11 protein-coding genes are annotated in these 23,491 nt (G+C 39.4%); 1 reads left to right on the top strand and 10 read right to left on the bottom strand.

From position 1 onward, the window contains the following. The 9 genes from J0A69_RS17710 to J0A69_RS17750 form a co-directional block, all read right to left on the bottom strand. Positions 1-6,451: DUF7507 domain-containing protein (locus J0A69_RS17710; RefSeq protein ID WP_206587955.1), on the bottom strand; the 6,451-nt coding region annotated here is incomplete at its 3' end. A 131-nt stretch (positions 6,452-6,582) separates the two neighbouring features. Then, a complete protein-coding gene (locus J0A69_RS22790) occupies positions 6,583-6,966 on the bottom strand; it encodes a tyrosine-type recombinase/integrase (protein ID WP_206587956.1) in 384 nt (127 codons plus the stop codon). 754 nt (positions 6,967-7,720) lie between these two features. After that, positions 7,721-8,740 carry a toprim domain-containing protein gene (locus J0A69_RS17720; protein WP_206587957.1) on the bottom strand — a complete coding sequence of 340 codons (1,020 nt, stop codon included), beginning with the start codon at positions 8,738-8,740 and terminating at the stop codon, positions 7,721-7,723. A 192-nt stretch (positions 8,741-8,932) separates the two neighbouring features. Continuing rightward, the gene (locus J0A69_RS17725; RefSeq protein ID WP_206587958.1) at positions 8,933-9,955 is read right to left on the bottom strand and encodes an AAA family ATPase; all 1,023 of its coding nucleotides are present in this window, start codon (positions 9,953-9,955) and stop codon (positions 8,933-8,935) included. Between the two features lie 107 nt (positions 9,956-10,062). After that, positions 10,063-10,344, bottom strand: a complete 282-nt coding sequence (locus tag J0A69_RS17730; protein WP_206587959.1) for a helix-turn-helix transcriptional regulator — start codon at positions 10,342-10,344, stop codon at positions 10,063-10,065. Between the two features lie 87 nt (positions 10,345-10,431). Beyond that, positions 10,432-11,268: a hypothetical protein gene (locus tag J0A69_RS17735; protein WP_206587960.1), complete on the bottom strand. Its 837-nt coding sequence runs from the start codon at positions 11,266-11,268 to the stop codon at positions 10,432-10,434. A 12-nt stretch (positions 11,269-11,280) separates the two neighbouring features. Further along, positions 11,281-12,594 (bottom strand): site-specific integrase, encoded by a 1,314-nt coding sequence (locus J0A69_RS17740; RefSeq protein ID WP_206587961.1) that lies wholly within the window; start codon positions 12,592-12,594, stop codon positions 11,281-11,283. 242 nt (positions 12,595-12,836) lie between these two features. After that, on the bottom strand, positions 12,837-18,155 hold the full coding sequence (locus J0A69_RS17745) for a CHAT domain-containing protein (RefSeq protein WP_206587962.1): 5,319 nt from the start codon (positions 18,153-18,155) through the stop codon (positions 12,837-12,839). Positions 18,156-18,419: 264 nt separating this feature from the next. Next, complete coding sequence (locus tag J0A69_RS17750; RefSeq protein WP_206587963.1) at positions 18,420-19,373, bottom strand: helix-turn-helix transcriptional regulator; 954 nt, start codon at positions 19,371-19,373, stop codon at positions 18,420-18,422. Between the two features lie 133 nt (positions 19,374-19,506). Between J0A69_RS17750 and J0A69_RS17755 the strand changes: the two genes are divergently transcribed. Next, on the top strand, positions 19,507-19,992 hold the full coding sequence (locus tag J0A69_RS17755; protein ID WP_206587964.1) for a DinB family protein: 486 nt from the start codon (positions 19,507-19,509) through the stop codon (positions 19,990-19,992). A 33-nt stretch (positions 19,993-20,025) separates the two neighbouring features. Here J0A69_RS17755 and J0A69_RS17760 read toward each other — a convergent pair whose 3' ends face one another. After that, positions 20,026-23,490 (bottom strand): hypothetical protein, encoded by a 3,465-nt coding sequence (locus tag J0A69_RS17760; protein WP_206587965.1) that lies wholly within the window; start codon positions 23,488-23,490, stop codon positions 20,026-20,028. Between the last annotated feature and the right edge of the window lies 1 nt (position 23,491).

Consider the following 23,491-nt stretch of genomic DNA (forward strand, 5'->3'; position numbering starts at 1 on the left):
CAGTCACTTCATAAGGGATGGCAAAGCTCGTAGGACCTGTGTATCCCGCTGGAACATCAATACTTACCGTGCCGTCCAAGGCAATGCTCACCGTTACTCCGGCTGGTACGCCGCTTAGATCAGGGGTGATTTCTACGATAGCCCCACTGCCTGGAGTGATTGGCAATGTGCCTACGAAAGGAGTACCTGGGGTAACTGCGAAACTTACGTCATCTACAGTTGAGCTTTGGTTCACGCTTACTGTAATGGTTCCGGTATCAGCTCCAGTGTTTTCACAGACTTCGTCACCAGAGACTGTCACATAATAAATTGTAGTTATAATTGGGCTTACGGTCAAATCTGTAAGCTCTGTCTTCAACGCAGCATCGGAATAGAACCTGAATACAGGATTGCTTACGGTACTGCTTGTTGCTGAAAGGGTTGTGCTTTCTCCTAATAAAATAGCTACATCTGTTGTTATTATATCTGAAGCTATAGCGTTGGAATTTACATTTACCGATATAGTGGGAGCTGGAGTGCTAAAGCAAAATCCATCTTTCACAACAGTGACGTAATAAGTTGTATTTGCTGTAGGACTTACCTCATAATCAGCTCCTGCGAAATACGCTCCTGTCAAACTTGCATCCAGATACCATCTGAATTCAGGATTTGGAATACTGATTCCGTTTAGGCTCGCGTGCAAAATGGTGGATTCTCCAACACAGATTGCACTTTGATCTGCTGTCAGGGTAATATCACCGGCATCTATCACCATACAATCAGTTGGCATGGAATGCTGAGCTGTCTCTGATGCATTTCCACCAACTTCATCTGTATAAAATGCCTCTGCATTATTTACGATTGGATCTGAACCTGTTACAGCATCTACTTGAACGGTAAAAGTAAACTCCTGCATGGCGCCAACCGCCAAGGAAGCAATATCAAAAGTCAGAGTTCCAGTACCTGCAGTTCCCCCACCGTTATCAACTACTGTTGTATTTGCCGGGATCTGATCTACAACTGAGATATCAGTAAGTAACTTATTGCCAGTGTTTGTGACTGTCAAAGTATAAGTAATGATATCCCCAACAATAGCTTTCCCATCAGAATCAGCATTATTACTCAATCCAATTTTATCAAAATCAACCGCATGAACAGGCGTAACATCCAACACTGTCCCAGGATCAGCTGCCGTATCAGGTTCGGTAGGATTGCTGTTGTCTAGCGGAGGATAGGATTCAATTGGAGCTGGTAAATCTGCGGAATTGGCAACTGCAATATTGATGATTTCATCTATTCCAGTAAGGTCAGAATCTACTGTTGCAGTGAATGTACCTACGGTAGTAGTAGATCCCACTGCCAATCCAGGCAATGAGAAGTTAACATCATTTCCCACTAAAGTGCCGCCGGAAACGTACGTAATTCCATTTGGAAGTGCATCTGAAATTGACAGATCTGTCAAATCTTGATTACCGGTATTTCTAATAAATATGGTATAGACCAAAGTCTCGCTACCGCTTACTGCTGCGACATTGGCATCGCCATCTACTGTTACTGCTTTCCAGAGTTCTGCTGAGAAAATAGCGTCAACCAGAATATCTGTTCCAGTATCTCCACTCTCATCCGGATCGGTTGGGTTTTCATTGTCCAATGCCGGATATGTTTCCACTCCAGGATCTTCCGGAAGGGATTTAACCAGGGCTACATTGGAAACAAATTCTACATCGGTCAGATTTTCATCCACCAATACAGTGAAACTTACTGTGACTGTTTCTCCTGGAGCGATGTCAATCGCGTCGAATGAAACAACGCCCCCATTTTCAACACCACCACTTATATAAGTAGTATTAGCAGGAATAGCATCAGTAATCAGGTAATCTGTCATAGGAACAGTCCCTGTATTTCTCACATGGATAGTATACACTATTGTTTCACCACCTGAAACTGAAGTCAATGAAGGATCTCCATCTATGACATAGCTTTCCCAAGCCTGGAAATCAGGAGTTTCACAATCCTGAAGAATATAATACAAGCGAACGTTCGGTACAGCAGTGACTGAAACCAATGATCTTAAGCGAATTGCTACTTCATCAACAGCCACACCTGGGGAAATACGGATTTCTTCATTGGCTCCGTTGTTAAATAGATCTACCAGATTCACATTCCCTAGAACCGCATTTTCCAGAGTTTCATCGTAAACTTCGACCCCATCCAAGTAACCCACCACTTCGATTCTTCCAATGACATCTGCATCCAATACTCCGGCTCCAACTCCAAGTTTGATTTTAAATGCCCCTCCTGCAGGAATCGTCTGTCTGAACTGTATGTTCTGCTGGATGGAACCGGCTACTCCTAGGATGCCTAAGCTGATTTCGGAGTAATCGTCATTGTTATTATTATCAAGAGCGCGTTCTGCATTGGTAACCCCATAACTACCAATTGAACCTGCATCAACCGTAATCCCAGAACCATCAAAAGATGTAGTAAATCCTGTTGCACAAGCTTCCGCACCTGTATCGTAGCAAAGACCATAGATATTGATGCTGTTGTCTTCACCGAACAATCCTCCGGCAGTTTGATCTTCCACAGTTATGCTATTGTAAGCTGCATTTGGCGTAATCGCCAAATAGTATCTTCCAAGTGCATCCTGAACGATTTTCACCTGATCATTAAATCCGGCAAAACTATTATCACTGCTTGCAGTGAAAAGTGGGGTCCCGCCCGTGTCATTTGCAGAAACTGTGAAGTAATGATCTCCAAGGACAACGGTATTCAACAAATCGCTCAATATTCCGCCTACACTACCACCAAGTAGCGCATCCAGTAAGCTTGCATCAGTATCTATTCTCATGTATGATGTAGTACCTGCCGGTACTACTACACCGTCTCCGTATCCAAGAGTTATATGCCCGGAGTATGCTCCAATTCCGGTAAATAATGCGCCTCCGCTGGAATTGATGGTAGCGAAACTGTTAAAGTTTCCGTCAAAAAGATTGGCAAGATTATCTGCGAAAGACGCATCAATCAATTCCTCTGCACAGACTGGGCTTAAATATGGAGGATCAGCCACATCAGGATCTGGACATCCGTCGGAAATCCGGCTGATTCCGTACAATCTGATCGGTGCACTGGTATTTATTGCGGCAATGGACTGAAGTCCAAAACTAACCCGGTCATACACCACTCCCGGTTCGATCAAAAGCTCCTGAATTCCCCCTGAATTAAGAAGACCCAATAGGTCCAGGTTATTTATCAAGGCATCCTGAAGTGATTCATTGTAAACTTCATCGTTGCCATTGTAAAGAATCAAACGGTATGAACCTGCAAGATTCAAATTCAAAATTCCCGGTTCGTCAAGTTGCACTCTGATTCGTAGCGCGTCCGTGTTCTGAGATTTTGTTTTGAAATAAATGTTTTGATAGACAGTTGCCCCTATTCCAGCAATTCCAAGATTGATTGTGGAATAATTTAAACTGTTTCCGTCAATGGCATTTTGAGGGTTAAACACGCCTCCTTTTGTGATATCCAATAGGTCAACAGCAATACCAGAACCGTCAAAATCAGTAAAAGTAGCTTGTTCACATAGATCAAATTCCGTCTCTCTACACATGCTGAAGACGTGCATGGTAGCTGTGTTATCCAATCCAATTAGTGCAGCTAAGTAGTGGTCAATTCTTACTGATTGATAGGCCTGATCTGCAGTAAAGGCGATGTAGAATCTGCCTGATTCATCCTGAACTACGCGAACATCCTGATTACCAAAACCTGTGGCGCTACTAGCTGTATAAATATCCGTCCCTCCGGCAGTTTTTGGTGTGACGGTGAAGTAGTGATCACCAAGTGCCACTGACCCCAATAGATCCGCCAAATCTGAACCTAAACTTCCACCTAACAAGGCATTCAACTCGTCATTTTCAAATTCTATCCGAACATAGGATGTTTCGCCCGCGGCTACTGGAGCTGCATACCTCAAATCGATATGGCTACTATAGGCCCCTAGTCCCAATGCCGTACCTGTACTTGCAGATAATACCGCATAGGAATCATTGTTCCCATCCACTGCATTGAGTGGGAAATTGGTATTTGCCCAGTCCACTACTTCGGCAGCACAATCTGAAGTGTTAAATGGTGGAATAGTCTCAGGTGGGGCAGTCAGCTCTGGATCTGGACATGCTGCACTGAATCTTTCTATGCTGAAAATTTTCACTGGATTCTGAATCACATTGGCACTCACCAAAGATTCTATCCCCACTGCAACTCTGTCAAAAGCTAAGCCGGGGCCAAAAGGAAGATTAATTGTTCCTCCGCTTTGGAGTAATCCCAATAAATCCAATCCTGATATCAAGCCATCCCGAAGACCCTGAGAGTACACTTCTGTATCCCCATCAAAAGCTTTGATAACTATGCTTCCTAAAATTTCTGCGGTCAACAGATTTCCACCTTCCATCGCCAGTTTCACTCTGAAGTGATCTTCAGGAGCTGATGAAGAATGGAAATTCACAAACTGGTAAACGCTGGATCCAAGTCCCGCTACTCCAATACTTACCTCTGAAGCAGTTGCCGGATCACCGTCAATAGCAAATCCTGCATCAACTACCCCTGCTGCTCCTAATCCAAGAAGATCCAGACTGATACCTTCCGATTCCGAATACGTAGCAAATGCCTGCTCACATGGCTCAAAACCTGTTGAAGTACACACATGATAAACATTCATGCTCCGCACTTCGCCCAGGCCTGCAATTGCACCCAATGATTCTTTAATTCTTATACTGGTATAAGCACTCTCAGGAGTTACTTCTACATAGTAATGGTTGTTCTTATCCTGAACTATTTTGACTGGTTGATTGAAAAAACCATTGTTACTTGAGCTTTCAAAAACCTGCGATCCGTTATTCTTAACCTCCACGGTAAAGTAGTGACTCCCAAAAAGAACATTGTCTACCACTCCGCCCAGAAGCTCTCCGGCAGTTCCATCAAGTAAGCCTAACAATACTTCCTCGTCAAAATCTATTCTCACATATGAAGAGGTACCTGCAGCCCGGGAATCAAATCCCAACTCCACAAATCCCTCATAATCTCCCACTCCCAATGCAATACCGGAACTGGCGCTGAGGGTAGTATAGGTATCGTTATTTCCATCAACAGAATTGAGTGGGAAATTGGCATTTTCAAAAGCCAATACCGTAGCATCACAGCTGCTATTGCTGAGCATTAGCTCTGTTGCGGTAGGCAAAGGAATCGGATCAGGATCTGGACAGGCAGCCCCGAAACGCTGCACATCATATAATCTGATTGGAGAATTGGAAAGGGCATTTAAGGAAACAACGGAGGTGTATCCTACCGTAACTCTGTCAAAAGCTACTCCTGGACCAAAAGGAAGGGTAACTGTACTTCCACTTTGAAGCAGACCAAGCACATCCAATCCATTGATCAATCCTCCGGATAGCTTTTGGATAAAGACTAAATTAGATCCGTTATAAGCACGTACTTCTATTCCACCAATTAAATCAGCTGTCAAAACACCTGCATTGGCAACACCCAATTTCACTTTGAAATAGTCTTCAGGCGCAGATGAGGTTTCAAAATAAACCAACTGGAACATGGATGCTCCCACACCTAAGGTGCCTATGCTGATTTCGGAATACGAGTTCAGGTCTGAATCAATCGCATTTTCTGTATTATCGACTCCAGCACCCAATAAATCAAGAGAAATTCCCTCTCCATCAAACGAGGTGAACCTGAATTCACCACAAGAATCATCGCCATTTAGATAAAACGCACTATAAACATCCAGTCTATACTCTGAACCCAAGCCAAGTACGGAGATTGATCTATTAATCAGTCGAATCCGATCATAGGCTACATTAGGTTTGATCGCCAAAAAATAATCACCCGTCCCATTTTGAACTAGCCTTACCCGATCCGTATCAAAGCCCTGCGTGCTGGTTCTGGATAACACGGCTACTCCACCAGATGTCCTTGCTTGGATTTCTATTTCTTGATTACCCAATAATACCGACCCCAGGACATCACTTAGTAGCTCACCCAGGCTACCTCCCAGAAGCGCCTGTAACAAACTTTCATCTGCTCCTATTCTCACGTAAGACCAGGTGTCTGCAGGTAATTCAGAAGGGAATTTTAATTCAAGCTCCCCGTCATAGGAAGCTAATCCTGCAACTAGACCTGGACTCGCATAAATGCGAGCAAACTGCTCGTCATCTGAAAGAGCATTGCCAGCATTATCTACAGATAGCCCATAGCAAGGTTCAAGATTTAGCAAACCACAACCTGATACAGATATCATTCTATCATCAGGACTTTGAAAGGTAATTTGATTAGCAACAATTTTAGTTGTTTGAGCATACCCTTGTATTTTTGCTACGAAAGCAAAAACAAATGAAAATGCGAGAAGGAATTTATAACTATATATATAGGAATAGCCCAAAACGTGAAAGTAGAAGTGCTTTTTCATATTTATTTGTATGTTACACCACATTAATTAGTAGGTTCCGAATAATCTGCGCACCAAAAAAACATGGTAGCTAGAGTCATATTGATGACCAATAATAATTTACCTGGAATCCAAAAAGGTTAATGAGGAGATCATTGACTATATACCGTCGACCTAAGGCCAATTACTTTCGACAAAAAGATTTTAAAGAAAAGCGAATTTGAAATAATGCCTGAATACTTGTAGAAGAATATTGTCCACCCTCCTTGCCCTTCAAAAAGCCAGTAACTTGGTTTATATGGTTTGTAATACTGTCGCAGTAATTCCAGGCAAAACAGGAAAAGTAATGTCTTCTGATCTTTTTCACCTTTGGATCCAATAATAAAAATGTAGCCTTCATCTGAATGGATGTTACGGATCCTCAACTTGACGGCCTTACTGATCCTCAACCCCGCACTAAAAATCAACATTAGTTCTGCCCACCGCCTGAGACAGTCAATACTCTGAAGGATAGCTTTTACTTCCTCCTGGTTCAAAATATTTGGAACAGACTTTTATTAAGGCGCTGGATCTCATAGATAGTACGCCCCTTCCAAATACATGCTCGTAATATGCTTTAATTGCATTATCTGCTTATTCTGGGCACTTTCTGAAATCTTAAATTTGGTGATTTGATGATAGACAAATGCTTCAATTCTTCCTTAGTCACATCCTTTATATTTCGGCTTTCTAAAAAAGATAAAAATTGGGTTAAGGAAGAAGCATAGATTTAAAAAGTAGCTGAGCTATAGGCTTTAAGAATTAATTTCTGTTCCAAATCTGCCAATTCCTGTATAAATTGGACATTCAAGGATTTAACTGGGACTGATTCTTTTTTCTTAGCTGACCTAACTTCATATAACCGTCGAAGCGACTCCCAGTTTTCTGGGGTATTGAATAGACTACAGAGCTTTTAGTTGGGATGGTAAAACAGGAATTAATCAATTTCAATTGTTCCCGCCCCTGCTTTAGAGCATAGGGAATAAAAATTTTAATCCGCTTGGCTTTGGGCAAGGGCTGTAATAGTAATATTTGATTTGCGCTTTCCTTGAGTTTTTGAAACTAGTTCAATGAACAAAAATCATAAGAGTCGCAAATTAAGCGTTTGTAGTCGAAAGTAAACGCTTACTATCTCTTATTCAATAACCTAACTAAATTACTCTCATATATAAGCGCACTCACTTATCCCTTTCCTACCAAACAAACTTAATCCTCAAATCTATTCCACTTTGGCATTCTGACAGAAAATAATCACTTCTGGATCGCTCTCATCAAAAATTCATTAACATCTTCAAAACTCTCATAATAGGATCTTTGATCAGAAACATCGGTCTGAATTCTCCAGATTTTATTCACTTCTGAGGATTTTATTTTCAAGTTCGCTAGCAACTTTACTATTTTATCTCTACTCCCTCTCAAAGCCTTCAGATCCCAATCGGTAGATAATCCATTTTGATGGCAGTAGCAAAACAGTTGGGCAACCCTCACGAAATTAATTGTGCTCTCCTCACCGGTAGCATCGTTATCTAGATAGAGATCAACTTTCTCACTCTCATTCAAAATATCCAGCATTAACCGTAAACTGAGATTGGCAGTACTGTTTAAAATAATAGCTTTAAAATCTGATGCTCTAGATAACTTCAGATAGCTCAGAAAATCGAACCAGCCTTCAAAGATTTTTATCTTCTCAGGTTTACCCAAGATTTTGATTGAAATTCCTCCTCCCAGAATATTTCCTTTAAATATAGATGACCTAAGCACCCACCCTTCCGACTCATTAGGAAAGCCGACAGCAAAATAGCGCTTACCCTTATTCCGCCAATGCACTTCCTTAGCAAACTGATTGATTTCGTCCGGCTCCAAGCCCCTTTCCCGGATGAAATTAACCAAAGCATTATGAGAGATTTCCTTCACGTTTTCAACCACAATGTTAGGAGCCGATACAGATTTCTTTTTTTGAATAGTTATTCTTTCTGGAGGTGAATCAGAAAGCCTCTGAATGGATTCCGTAAATGATTTACCTTCAAATACCTGGACAGCTTCTAAAATATCACCGCCTCTACCGGCAGAATGGTCATACCATAGATTGGCATTTGCGTCCACAGCTATTGACCCGGTTCGCTGAGTAAGAAAGCCAAAGAAGTATTCCTTTCCTTGAATCCCCTCGTATTTCAAGAAACCTGAACTAACTAAACATTGGAAATAATCTACAACAGGAAAATCTCGCTTGACACGTTCTGCTTCTTGTTTTACTCTTGAATAGTTCAACATAATTACATTTTTATATAAAACCATCTATACATAAATATACTTTTAATCAATTTTAATAGCAACCTAATTGTTCTTCTTTTTGCCAGCTATTTCGCGAAATCATCAAAAAGAAAAAGAGGGATAAGAGAAAGTCAAATTCGTACAGTTCGTACACCTCGTACCCCTCGTACAGTTCGAATAATTCGAACAAGCTTAATCGTCAGGCTCTAGTTGCTTCAACCATTTTCTGACTGCACCCTCAGACACTCCTATCTCCTGGGCTATTTTAACATTGGAATGCCCCTCTTTTTTAAGTTCGAATGCCTTGGCTTTCATCTTAGGTTTATCAGCAGGATTCAGCTGCTTTAAATGATCTGATTCTTTCCCACATTCCAAAAACTTGAAAGAGCTGAAATTTGATTCCTTCCCAATTTTGCACACCAGCACATTCTCAGATGGAAATTGAAAAGCCCCATACCTTACTTTGATTTGCTTCAGGTATTTGATTGAGGGGTCTTTTTGACTTTCTCCAACTGCAAAACAAGAATCAATTAAGTTGATAAAGCTTTTACTGCCCTGAATGTCATTTCTGCTAATGGGAGCAAATAGATTTCTTTTAGGAGTATGGGCGATTAATAGGATTGACCAACCATAGATTTTCTTTAGGTTATTGAGTCGTATCAGAAATGGAGTGGTATTCCTGGCCTTTTCATTATCTGAAATCACGCAGGATAAATTGTCGATCACCAAAATTTTAGCTCTAGACTTAGACGCTTGATTTTCTATCTCTTTGAATAAAAAAGTTTCGTATTCCTCTATGGATTCATCAAAACCATGGGGATTGATTTCTGCTCTCAAAAAGAGCTCACTGAATTCAAAATGATCAAACAAAATATCCTTTACGGTATCATATTGAGCATATCTCATTTCAAATTGCTTGGCAGTTAGTTCCAGGTCGAAATAAATTACCTTAGAAGCTTTTAGATCCATTTCTACTCCAAGTGTTGGAATACCTTTGGTAATACTGTCTATGATTTGAACTGCAAGGAGTGACTTTCCCTGATTGGTATCGGCGAAGAGAATGCAAAGCTCCTCCTCATACCAGAAGGGGCCGAATATCTTTTTCGGAATGGATTTACTTTTGGCATCATCTATCCATTGATTAGCTGATTTAATGATTAAGAAATCCCCTTGATGAGGATCATGGGATTTAAAACTTTGGACGTTTTTTTTCATCGTTCTGCATGTAAGAGTTTGAAAGTGAATGCAGAAACAGTATCTTTACGTCGTCAAACAGGATACTGAATCCACAAGAAAATTGAGCGAATTCGAAAGGTTTCGCTTTATTTTTTTCTAGGATTTCGCTGACGACCAGCATTGAGAACCTCAGATTTCTTGAAATAGACACTGCTGTTTATCATGTGTTCTTTTAGATAGCCCTCCTTTCTCCAATTATTTATTGTAGTGCGTGATCTGCCTAAAAGCTTCATCACCTCTGGGATTTTGATGAACTCTTCCTCTGGTTGAGTAGGATTAGAAATATTGGATAGCTTGAAGACAATAGCCTCGGCTATTTCATTGATGAGTTGCCCCTTGTCTATAGGGCTTAAGATTACATTATCCATAATCGGCTATAATTTTGTTAATGGCCGAATGTGTTCAAAAAAGGGCTTGGATAGGTAAAGGGATACTATCCAAAAAGAAATAAAGTCTTACAAATCTGTTCTTTCTTGGATAAAATCATCGATATCCACGGCTTTCTCCCTTAATCCAGCATTAATGAAAATCTCTTTGACTTTAATCAGTTGTTCCTTCCTCTTGGCACTTAATCTTCTGGAATTGGAAATCTCCGGTGAAATTTTAGAAAAATAATCGCGGATCCCCCTGTCGGTTCCACCAACCACACTGGATACGACTTTATCAAATGAACCACTTTTGATTTTCTGATCACTTTGAATTAGCTTTTGTTTTAATTCATTAAGGACACCTAATTCACCAAGCATCATTTCTATCGCAAGTAGAGAAACTGTTTTGTCATACTCTACCAAATTGCTTTGCTCCTCTTGATAATCATTCCCTTTTCGAAGGTTTGAATAAAAGGTTTCAGCATGCCTAAGGTCATTTGAACTAAGACTTAGAAATTCTTTAAAATTCTCTTTTTTGTCTATTGGATCTATAAAATTGAAAAACCGTTTAGTTTCACTTAAGTTTTTTCTGGCTTTTCCGATGACTACAAAAAAAGTCATTATTGACCCTGCCAATACAAATCCGGCCAAAGCATATTTCAAAGAGGAAGGATGAACAAAGAGTATATAGACAACAGAAAGAAAAAGACACAAAGCAAGGAAGTATCCTAATACTTGAAGGAGGGCTCCTTTCCTTTTGTGAAAAGAATAAAAATCCTCAAAAAACATTTTGTTCTCATCAAATATCTTCCAACCCATTCTGTAGGCCAAAACCCTCTCTTCTTCAGAGAGTTCATCAAAATACCAGAATAGCTCTTTTGCCTTATATTGACCAAGTGAAATCTTGGTTTCAAAATTTTTCATTCAATAATAAGTTTAATCCCAAGCCAAGCTCATGGCGTTTCTTTTTCGATCTTCATCTACTTCAACGTAGCGTTTAAAGCTTTTATAATCTGAATGACCGGTAATTTTCATAACGACTTCTGCCGGAATTCCTTTTGCTAAGGAAAGAGTAACAAATGTTTTTCTACCAGTATGAGCACTAACGAGTTCATGTTTTGGATGTAATGAAGCATACCTTTTTGCTCCTTTGAAACGAATAATTTCAACTGGATCGTTTATTTCTGCAAGTTTGCAGACCTCCTTTACGTATTTATTTAACTTCTGATTTGAAATCATTGGAATTGGTGAAATCATATCCTCATATTTTTTCAGAATTTCCTTTGAGATTCGGGTTAATGGAACAACGAGAGGCTCCTTTGTCTTAGTAGTCGTAAGCCTAATTTCATCATTTTTGATATGTTCTCTTTTGAGCTGTCTCAAATCAGAATAGCGGTAACCAGTTACACAACTAAAAAGAAAAATATCTCTTACCTGGTCCAATCTCTTATTGGATTTAAGGTCTAGCTCGTAAAGCGAATCGAATTCCTTTTGATTCAAGGCAATTACCTCCAATTTTTCTCTCTTTATTTTGAAGGTTTTATATCCATTATTAACATTGATGCCTTTAATTATCGCATAGCCCAAAAAAGTCTTTAAGGTACTCAACTGTTTTGCTATTGAAATATTGTAAAGGGTATGAACATACCCGGTTTCAGGATTTACTTCTTTCCACTTGATTAAAAAATTCTGAAAACTCTGCATAAATGAATAGTCCATATCCTCAAACCTAATTGGGCTACGTCTTTCATCCTGAAAGTTTTTGAGATGTTTTTTAAGGGATTTATAAACAACCATACTTCCTTTGACACGCGACAATTCATTTTCCTCAATGTATTTGTCGATGAAATCAAAAACCAAATCAGTTCGTTCGGTCTTTTTGATCAAAGGTTTTTTAGACTCCTTTATCTTTTCGACTAGCATCTCGAGATTATAGGGAATCTCATTCAATCTAAAATTTTCCTCAATTTGCCTTATCTGATTTCGAAGCCTGAGAAGTTCATCCTGATATTGAATTAAAATGCTTTTTTGAGGAACAGCATCACTAAATTGCTTTTCTAGCAAAGTTTTTTGTTTTACTGTGATATCTTTAATTTCTTGTTTATCTGCTGACCAGAGATTCGGTATTAACTTGATTCCAGTGGAAATCACTTTTCTTTGACCTGCCAGGTGAATTACCAGCATTAAAGGCTGCTCTCCCTTTTTATTCTCTAGATCATGTCTCAAAATGAATTTTACAGTAGCTTCCATATCCTTTTTGATTAGGCAGGAAAGATACTGAATGAATTTTTCAGTAGCGAATTCAGTAGCGAAAAAGTCAGGCAAAAGCTGTCAAACACTTTCAAATCTGAATAAAAACATTGATATAACAGCCCATTAGGACCATTTTCAGCAAGTTTTGGTAAGATATGTTCAAAAGGTTCGAATCCCCCACCCTCTGCTCTATTAACCCTAAATCCTTGAATGGATTTAGGGTTATTTTTTTCAGTCTATCAAAGTTTGGATTTCAAGTGCTTTTTCAATGATTCCAAACCTTCAAACAAATCAGCTGCTTTTTCATTTTTTATCGCTGAAAGCATCGCGGAGAGAATTTCTAGATGCTCTATCTCTGAAACTTTATTGCCTTTATTCCCTGCAATACCCCAAACTTGATCGTAGGATTTTTGAACATCAGCAAGATCTACCTTTCCAATTCCAATTAGATACATACTCAACTTAAGAGTAGCCTTATTGGCTAAAGTCCAAAAATCAGCACTGATTCTATTTTCGTTTTCGTAAGATTCTAAAAGATCTTCAAGTGCCTTCCTTCCTTTTAATGAAATCCCTGAAACTCCGGTTTTCCCTTCATATAGCAATTTGATTTTCTGAAGAGTCAGCCAATTGGTCAAAGGATAAGGGTTTCTGAATTCATTGATATTATTGGCTGTTTCATAAGCATTCATAGCTTCTTCCAATGCTGTCATCGCTTTCTTTGTTTCAGAAAAACTCAAGACATACATTTTTCTTTTAAGGGTACTTCCTAGCAGACTGTATCTTTCAGAACTATTACCAATACGAATCAAAACTTTTAAATCCTCTAAAACTTCGTCTAGCTGCTTAAGTAAGACAGGTTTATTTTCCTGGTTTTCCAAAAACTCTTCTACGGCCAACTTAGCGCGAACATTGCAATATTTTTCCAGGGACTTGATAGAGTAATTAGACTTACTGGAAGTCATTAACTTTTGATAGCATTGAGTTGCGCGTGAATATTCATTCAAGCCTGAATAAACAGAAGCTGAGAGTTCAAGGATTTTATCATTAGAAACTCCCATTTTATCAATTGTCTTCTCCAATTGAATCATCGACTTCAGGGTGTATTCATGATCATAATCATTGGCTTCCATCTGTTGTACCAAGTTTTTCAACTCAATTTCCACCTCTTCTACCACTAAAAATCCATCTTCTGTTGATTGGCTTTTCTTACCATCAGATAATTTATAAAACGGATCTCCATAACATTGGAAAGCTCCCCAAGTATTGGTTCTTCTTCCATATTCTTCGTAGATTTTCTTACGGGCTCTTTTTACTGATTCCCCAAATCCGATACCGTCAAACATGTTCAAATAAAACTCCTTCGCAAATTCCAAAGCTGCAGTATCATCTACAGCCCAACCAGCCACAATTACTGCCCTAGCGCCATTGTTGATAAGCTGAGTTCCGACATTCGCTGCAAATTTATTTCGCTGTTGGCTATTCATTTCAGCTTCACTATCCATCTGCCCAAGGTAGCAGCAGTTGACAAAAACCAATTCAGCTGTTTCGCTCATATTGGCGAACTGGGAAGGACTCAAAAAAGCATTATTTCCAATCACCATTCCTGTAGATTTTGCCGGTCCATAATTGAAAACACCATGACCAGCTAAATGGATGATCTTATGGTTTTTTGAAAATAACTTCAGAAAGATCTCTGCAGCCGTGCTGTTAATGAGACTCTGCGTTTCATAGCTTTCCTCTTTCAGCATACCAGTCACCATCTCAGCTTCTCTTTTGGCCCCAGGCAATTGGGACATAAATTTATCCAAAAGAGGATCCCCGATTATCAGGGCACTTTTCTCTTGGACTCTGGCGGTTTTTTCACGGAAATTATCAGTTGACAACTGTCTTACCATTCCAGAATGAATGCAAAGCGGAACCGAGTCAACGTCCTCCTGGATCATTTCCCAAGGGTACTCTGCTGAAGGTGCATCCAAAACCCAAGAGATATTATTTTGCCTTTTTAATTCCTCTTTGAAACTGAGCGGAATCAGCAATTCATACATGGTTTTGGCAATATCTGGAGAATATTGATTCTTGCGGGTCATATCTTGAAGCAGAATATCCAGAGTTTTGTTATTGGAATCTACCTCTTCTACTTTTTCACTAGCCCCACTTGTTGCTACCGACATTTTGAATTTCTCTACTTCCCCATCCTTATCCTCGCAGACTGTAATTCTTGTCCACCAATCTGATGAGTTGTCATAAGGAATTCTCCATCGCTTACCGATTTTACTTGCCAGACCTTTTCCTTTGAAGACAATATTAAATTCCCTGCTATCATTTGTTTGAAGCCTCTGAACCGATTTCAGGATAGAAAGGGCTTTGTCATTATACAATTCAATGACTTCAACTTCTTCGATGCATCGGATTTTCCCTTCGTAAAAATTGCGGACATTTCTATTAGCCCTCTGGATACCTAAAATAATGGCACGAATAGAACTATCTGTTGACAAACCGCCATATGTGTTTGCGATGGCGATTACTGAGATTCCTACAGTCTCATAATTCGAACTAATATCAGATTTAAGTTCTGGCTGATTCTTAATCGTCAAGTACCTGGAAACACCCTTTTCAATAGATACCATTAACTGGTAAGCTGAAAGTTCCCCCGGAACACCCAATCCAACAATGACTCCTCCTTTAAAACTTGAATTAGATCCTTCTTCAGCTAAAACAATCTGATTTGTGCCAATTGGACCTGGATAAAGCCCCATTCTATGCAGCCTTGTCAACTCTCCCTTGAGTTGAATATCGATAGCCTTCTCGGTAGTTAATATCGCATCGTATTCAAAATGTCCTGCAAGTACTGGGAATTTGGCATATTTCAAATCACCGTGACTCACGCTTACTCTAATTGGAGTTTCTACTTTCCATTTTTCTTCATTCTTATCCACTCCAAGGATCGTATTCAAAACATTCTCCTCACTGATATCAAATGATTCGGTTTCAATGGCCTCGAAATCCTTCTCCTCTCCTCTTACACTAGGAAGACTGTTTTGAAGTTTATTTGTGCTTCCATAAATCAGTAGATCTTCAATCGCTGCAAAAAGTTTACTTTCCTTTGAAAGTCCTCCGTGGGTGACATTGGAATAATAAAACTGCCCCAACTTCCTGATTCCTTCAGGAATACCTGATTCCCAAGTCACACTTTCATCTCCTGCATTGGTTACATAAAATACTAGCTCCCCATCCACAATATCCAGATCAGATACTGTAAATGCCTTTTTACTGCTTTGACCAGCTATGTAGGTAATGTTTCTGTAGTCTATGGTGTCGAGGCATTCCAAGACTTTTTGTTGATGTTTCCCAAATTCTGCCAAGACCTTCTTGGAAGGAATAGGCCAGGAATCATCCCCAAATGCGGTTCGGAGCTTTTCCCAAAAGGACCGATCAGAAAAGTCATGCCTTCCATCCTTATTGATTGGAAGCAAATTGAGTATTCCGGGGAAATTGGAAAAAACGGCCAGCAAATCTTTTGTAGAGTGCTTGATATCAATTTTTCCCAGAAGTCTGATGATACTGTCTTTTCCAAAAAGAACGTAAGGAATTCGATAAGATCCTCCCAACGGCGACCCTAAAAAGACAGCCCTAAAACCTATAGAAGAATTTAAACTTGCCCAGGTTTCAGGGTAGTAAACAATAAAATCACGAACCAAAACCCCTCCCATGCTATGGGCTACAATTTTGATTGGTTGATTCAGTTTCAATAATTCCTGAACCTTCTCATTTAATATTGCCGCACTCTGAGTCAATGGCAGTCTCCAATCAAACTGAAAAGTCAAGACATCGTAGGTCTTCTCTAAGTTCTTTCCGAGATCCTCATATGAGGTAGCAATCAAGGAATCGGCTGCTAATTTTTCTGGTTTTCCATCTTGATAGGCCAATTTGGAAAGATCGCCCTTCAGGAATCTGAAGTAATTAATCCAAAGCATCTTGTCATCCTTCAAGTTGGAACCCATGATACCTGGAAGCATGATGACAATTGGTCTCTCTCCAGATACTTTCTCTCTTCTGTAATCTCCTCCCTCTAATCCCAGAACTCCACGATCAGAACTGCTGGTTTTCACTTGAACTGTAAACTCGCTAGGAATCTTACCAATTTCAGCCTCTAATGCTTTTATAACTGCCGATAGAGTATTGGTAGTAGAGAAATACTTAAAGTGGTCGATCAATCCACTTTTTTCAATGAAATAGGAAACATTTCCAGGCTTCCTGATTGCTCCCCATTTCATACTTTCGGTGTCAACCACCAAATCATTTTTGTCAAGGAAGAAGAACTTCCCAACCAAAACCACCAGACTTTTGAATTTCAAACTCAACTCACTACTTCCTCCCACCACAAAAAGCGGAGCTTGTATCACAATCTCAGAACCCTGATAATTAAGAGCCTTGATAAAGGGGGATTGAGGATTCATAGCTTCTAATCCCGGCAAAACATCCACATCATCCTTGCAGGAGACTGCTTCCATGATCATCTCCTTAAAGGTGACAAAGACAGGGTTTCCTACTTGGCCAGTGGCTAGCCCGATTAAATTAAAAGTAACATTCAGGAAGATATTCAGGCGCTTCGAGGCTAATGTGGTCCCGTTTGCAGGACTGGCAACCCGAACCATTTTATGGATTGTAATTTTCTTTTTCTCCAGTAATTCTTTGAGCTCTGAGATAACTTCCAGATCACGATCGCGGTCATTATCTATAAATACTCCTTTTTCTTCCGGACCAAAGCCATTCTTATCCGTGCAGAATCTTGCAAGCACATCGGCTACCAAACCACCTCTCGATTGGCTCAGCAAATCCAGCTCGATTCCATCTGGGAGTTGACTTACCAACTCCAAAACATTTTCCAGAGGACTCGTTGTCAAGGACCTGTGCTGAAAAGCCAAAATTTGGTCTTCCCCATAAGACTGGGTCAATTTCCTCCAATCTTCTGAGTCTTTTAAATCTCCAAAAGAACTTTTGGTGGAAGAACCTGTCCCATGCAGAAAAAGTAAATGCCTCTTTTTTATATTCAGATCTTTGGCTTCTTCCAGTTCAAAATCCGGTTTACATTTACATAAAATCCCATATTTTACTTTTACAAAATCATTCCCTGTAAATGCCAACTGCTTGTTTTCCAACTTGAATGCCATCTCCCGCATCTTTGGACGGATGACTTTCTTTTTCACAAAAACCTTAAGCAGCTTTATACCGACTTTTTTGAATATCCCTCTGTCCGACTCGTCCGTACTTAATTCATGCGGCATGAACAGCTCATCCTCATCTCCCGAGCGCTTAAATTCTTGAGGAAAAATCTCCCTTAAGGAATCTCTATCGCCGATCCAGACAGTATCATCTTCAAATTCAAATTCTATGATTTTGTCATCATCTATTTCAATGACATGCTCCGGAATACCCCCTCGAGTAGGATTCATTACTGAAAATGCCTGATCCAGCGCGTAAAATTCAAAACCATTGTCTTCCCCATTCAAAAACTGGGAATGGTCCTGTCCTTTCAATTTGATTTTTAAAGTAGCCATGTATAAAAATTTTAAATTTTCTCTCGATTGCCCGAAGCCAAAAAACAAGCTTCAAAAGCTTAGATTACTGTTTTTGGAAAGCAAAAAATCAGTGGTGTGAAAAAAGTAATTTCAAACAACCGATTAAAAGAAAGACTTCAACTTAGAGTCCGACCAAAAACTACCTACAAATTAAAATTTATTAGACTTAAAAAATCATAATCAGCCCATTATCTGATAAATAGCTAATTATTTTCCTGTTTTATCCTAGAATAAAGTAATGTTTTAGTCTTGTTGAACATGATTGATTTCTCCTATCAAATCAGCCAATCGTTGCTTTAAAGCTAAGGGTTGCTGGATTTTCACCATATCCGTCATGTATAAAATACTTCTAAGGAACCATTCCAAGGAAGAATTCATAAAAACCATTTCAGTTATGTTTCCTTTCTTTTTTTCTGAAACATAGCCAAGATTGTATTTCATACTTTGAAGGTATTTTAATGCCTCCTCTTGCACCTCAACCACTATTTGATGGAGATTATGCTCACAGGAAATCTTCTCTAAAAAACGCTGTAGTTTGGGGTGTTTGGACAGAACTAAGCTTTCATCCTTGACTTGAAGCCGATCAAATCTATCTATTCTAAAAGTTCTGTAATCTTTCCTCAAGCGACAATAGGCAATCAAATACCATTGTTGAAAGGCATGATAAACTCCAATCGGTTCCAGTTCCCGCTCGGTAGTGTTTTGGGATTCAAAAGTGGTGTAAGTGCCAAAAATTACTTTCCGGTCGGAAATACCTTCGAGAACCCTTTGAAAATTTTTACTTTTTGAGGAAGGAGCCATGGAGTTCCTACTTTTCAAAACCTGAATATTTTCATCAACTCTTCCCAAAAGATCTTTTTCTTCAGATTTCAGGATTGCTTTTATTTTGATAAGAGCTTCTTGGAAATACCTGTTACTTTCTTCATCCAGGTTCTTTTCTACCAGTTTTTCCACCACGATAAATGCCAATGCTTCCTGTTTTGTAAACATCACCGGTGGCAATCGATACCCCTCCACTAAGGAATAGCCCTGCCCAGCTTCTCCAATTATTGGCACTCCTGTCTCTTCCAATGCCCTGATATCCCTGTAAATGGTCCTAAGACTTACCTGAAAGCGATCCGAAAGTTCGACCGCCCGAATAGTTCGCTTGGATTGTAGATGAGTCAAAATGCCTGTAAGTCTATCTATTCGGTTCATTTGCTTAGAAAATCTTGAGAATTCTTAAGGATCTCAATTATGAAGAAATATTTTAAAATTAGAAAATCCTACTGACATAAGGCTGACACTGAGGCAACCTAATTTTACAGAAACAACATCAAAAAACAGCATTATGGAAACAGAAACTATGAGTCAGATTATCACAAAAGATCAATTGTTAAAACATTGGCAAGGGCATAGAAACCTAAGTAGAAGAACTCTGGAAAAATTCCCTGAAAAGGAATTGTTTGAGTTTAGCATTGGCGGGATGAGATCCTATGCGGATTTGGTAAAAGAGATGCTAGCTATCGCTGCACCTTCAGCCAAAGGTTTGGAAACCGGGAATTGGGAGCCTTTGGAAGAGGAGAAAAAAGATCTTATGACAAAAGAGGATCTTCTCAAAGCTTGGGACGAAGCAACTGATCAGATCAATTCTTCTTGGCCAAACATTCCAATGGAGGTTTTCCAACAAAGAGTAGTTGCTTTTGGGCAATATGAGAGTTCAGGATATGAATTGGTGGCTTACGCGATTGAAAATGAAGTTCACCATAGAGGGCAAGGCTATGTTTACCTAAGATCTTTAGGAATCGAGCCTCCATTTTTTTGGGAGAGGGAATAATAGAAAGAGCGGGGAATTACCCCGCTCTTTTTTTTAATCAACAACAGCTTCTGCCGTTTGAAGCCCAGCAGTAACAATGTTGGCAACAGCCATTACTCCTACCTCAATGGCTTTGGTTTCTTCGTCCTTGTCATTTACGGCAATCGTATACATAATCCTCGATATATAAGAGGAAAGATTACTTATCTCATCCAGAATCGCATCAGTTTTATCCGTACTATCCGGTGTGGTGCTAAGTTCTCCAAAATGCCACATTGTACATATAAATGCAGGAATAACCAAGACCGCATCTACAATTGCACCAGTGGCACGCCCATCTTCGGCAGCCATAAATGAAAGAGCTTTTGTTGCGCCAAATTTCTTTTGGACAGGTCCTGAGAAAATGATTTTTGAAACCACTCGGATTACGGTAATGCTAAGACTGGAATAGCTGACGATTTTATTCTGGATGGCTGCTCTTGGTACCAAGAAGTTAGCCGCTCCAATTGATCCGCCAGCAACAATTCCCAACACTGCTGAAGGAATTGCAAAAGCATTATCTCCGGTCTCTTCCAAAGCTTCAAAAGTTGTCACAAAATCAGACATGAAAGTTGCAAAACCTCCAATGGAATGTCCAGCTATAAATATTGCATCATGGTATTGCAGTGGCAATTTTATAAGAGAACCATCATTATCTTCTGTCTTGGCAAACAGCATAGTTTCCTTATTATTACTGGAACTATCAGATAGATTGTCAGAAGATGTCATTGCTGCTTTGATCTGATCCATGCTTGTGGCAGATATCAAAAAGCTCGTATACTGACTGTCTGGAAATGGAGCTTCGCCTTTTGCAATTTTATAGACAACCGTATAGGCGACTCCTGAGATCCAACAGAATAGATCCAAAAATGAAATATCCGGAATCCCTATTGCATTCAGGATATCAGAAATAATAGGGATATGCAGTTTTGTATCTAAAATACCTAGGGCAGTTTCAGCCAAATCAGTAAGAATATTCAAGATCGCATCAATTACCACTTGGACGCTACTCAAAACCCCATCAACTAATATTGCTACCAATTTTTTTAGAATTTCTTCTACACTCAGTTTTGCAAAATTCTCTGCCAGAGATTTTAATTCTTCAAATACTTCCCCTAAAACCTTTGCCTCATCTTCTATGGCTGTAATCAGATCTTTGATGATGGATTCCAAAGGATCCAAAACTGGTTGTTTTCCAAGAATTGTAATGTTTTTAGCATTATTCTGAAAGTGATGATTCAACTGCTGTGAAGCTGAGTTTTGGCCATCATTAGGGTTGTTGGTGCTTCCTGAAGCCGGCTTTGTCACTTTATCCCCAATACCCGACCAATCCGTAATTCCTGCCCATTTATTGACATCGGTTTCCAATTGATTGATGCCACTATCTATCTTTTGTTTGATAGTTTGAATCCCATTTATTTCATTTTGAAGCCAAAGTTTGATCAGATTATGAATAACTTCTTTTGTTCTTTTAATATCATCCCATTCGAATAAGAACTCCAAAAATTTAATGATGTCTTCAATTGCGGTTTTTATGGCATTAAATACCCATTCAGCCGCACTCACGATTGCTTCTACAGTATCTAAAATAGCCCTGTAAACTTTATCTCCAATCGTAGCCACAAAATGCCAAACTGCTGTAGCAGCATCTTTTACCACTTTTACAATCGCTTCAACTCCGGACTCCAACCATCTGAATAAATCTCCAGCTGCCATTAAAATATCATCACCAAAACTCATGGCATTCATCGGTACAGGAATTGCCATAAATGCTACAGCATTGGAAGAGCTTGGTGTTTGTACAGACTGATAGGATTGACCCAAATTATACAGGCCAGAAGAAACCGTAGATAGATTCGGAGAATTTGGTGACACTAGTGGTTTTGTTTTTCCATTCCCTTCATCTATTGTGGCCTTTTCCAGCTTTGAACTATCCCCATCTTGACTTCCCAGATCTGCCAGTTTTTGAAATGGTTTATCCATAGGATTGATAGTCACTGCGTCCCCTCCATCTGAACTAACCTTAAAGGTGGTACCTGTAATATTTTCAGTAGCCTCCATAATCGTGATCATTCCCATCGAATTGGATTCTAAGGCGATCGAGTTATTTGTAATTACATAGTATAGTCCATTGATATATACTTCACACCTTCGACTTGTTGACAAATTAACTTTGGCACCTTTCAAGGGAAGATTGTTCTCATCATTGAATTGGAGAGTGGTCGTATAGGAGTTAAAGGAAATAGCTGGAGAAGTTGGAGCTACAGGCAAGGTAATCTCAGAGGTAGACCAAAGCTTTGAGTTTGTTGTTGGATCTTGGGTTATCTGAAACAACTTACCATTACCGCCGGCAAAAATTGTATTTCCTCCATCTTTCAGATTCACAAAAGGAGACATCTCCTCTACCCCATTTAAAACAGGAACCGGAAAACTCCAGGCAGACTGAGTACCTACATCGATCTGTTTACAGCTGGTATAATAAACTTGATCATTCCCATTTTTACCCCAAATCGTCACTATTCCCTCATGAAGCATGGCAGCTAACTTAGTGGTTCCAGTAAAAACTGAATTGGTAAGTAAAAATGTCGCTGTTGAGTCTGATTTTTGATTGGAACTAGCAAAATAATACAAGCTATCACCACTTACGACAAATAAATCGGTGCTCAAATCTGCGTTTCTAACAGATGTAATTTGATCAGGAACAACTCCATTTGGCAAATTCAGGGGAATAGGACTGATAGCTCCTTGTCCATAATAATTTATAACAGGAGCAAAAATAAGCTGACCCGAGCTCCCAACATGACCTGCAGTATATAAGCCATCTATATGCCCACTCGGCATTCTGCCAAGACAACTGGAATACTTGTCAGCATCTATTTGTAAGTCAATTGCCAAATCATGTTTTACCCAATATTGACCGTTGCTTTTAGTGGGATCTATGTAGAATCTTTCGACTAATTTTACAGCACTCGAAGGATCTCTCACCACATCAACATAAATATATTGAGTACCACCTGAGGTCTCGCAGAAGAAAACGTTGACGATTTCCAATGTAGAAATCGGATTGCTGGAGCAGTCAAATGGAAATGCTTTCCAAGAAATATTTTCTATCCAGGAAAAATCTGAATTTGAATTACTTAAGCTCAGGTATAAATTGTCTCCTTCTGAAGAAGTAATAGCCATTCCTAGCCCAATTGATCCATCTTGTACACTCTGGGCAGATTCAAAAGTTTTAACCTTGGCATTGAGGTCTTTCGGAAAGTCTTTCTTTATCAAAGAGCTACTCAAATCAGTTTTTGTCCAACCTGATGATGTAACTCCGCTTTGATTTCTGGTTAAATAAAAATTACCATCAGTCGCAATCGAAAACAGGAGTGAATGTCCATCTGCAGTTTGCAAGGCTTGAAATTTTTCCTGTGGAGAGATTAACTCAGCATGCAGGTAGTTTTTCATCATTTCAGATGTATAAGTCATTTTCATT

Source organism: Algoriphagus pacificus, assembly GCF_017254845.1.
Classification (GTDB): domain Bacteria; phylum Bacteroidota; class Bacteroidia; order Cytophagales; family Cyclobacteriaceae; genus Algoriphagus; species Algoriphagus pacificus.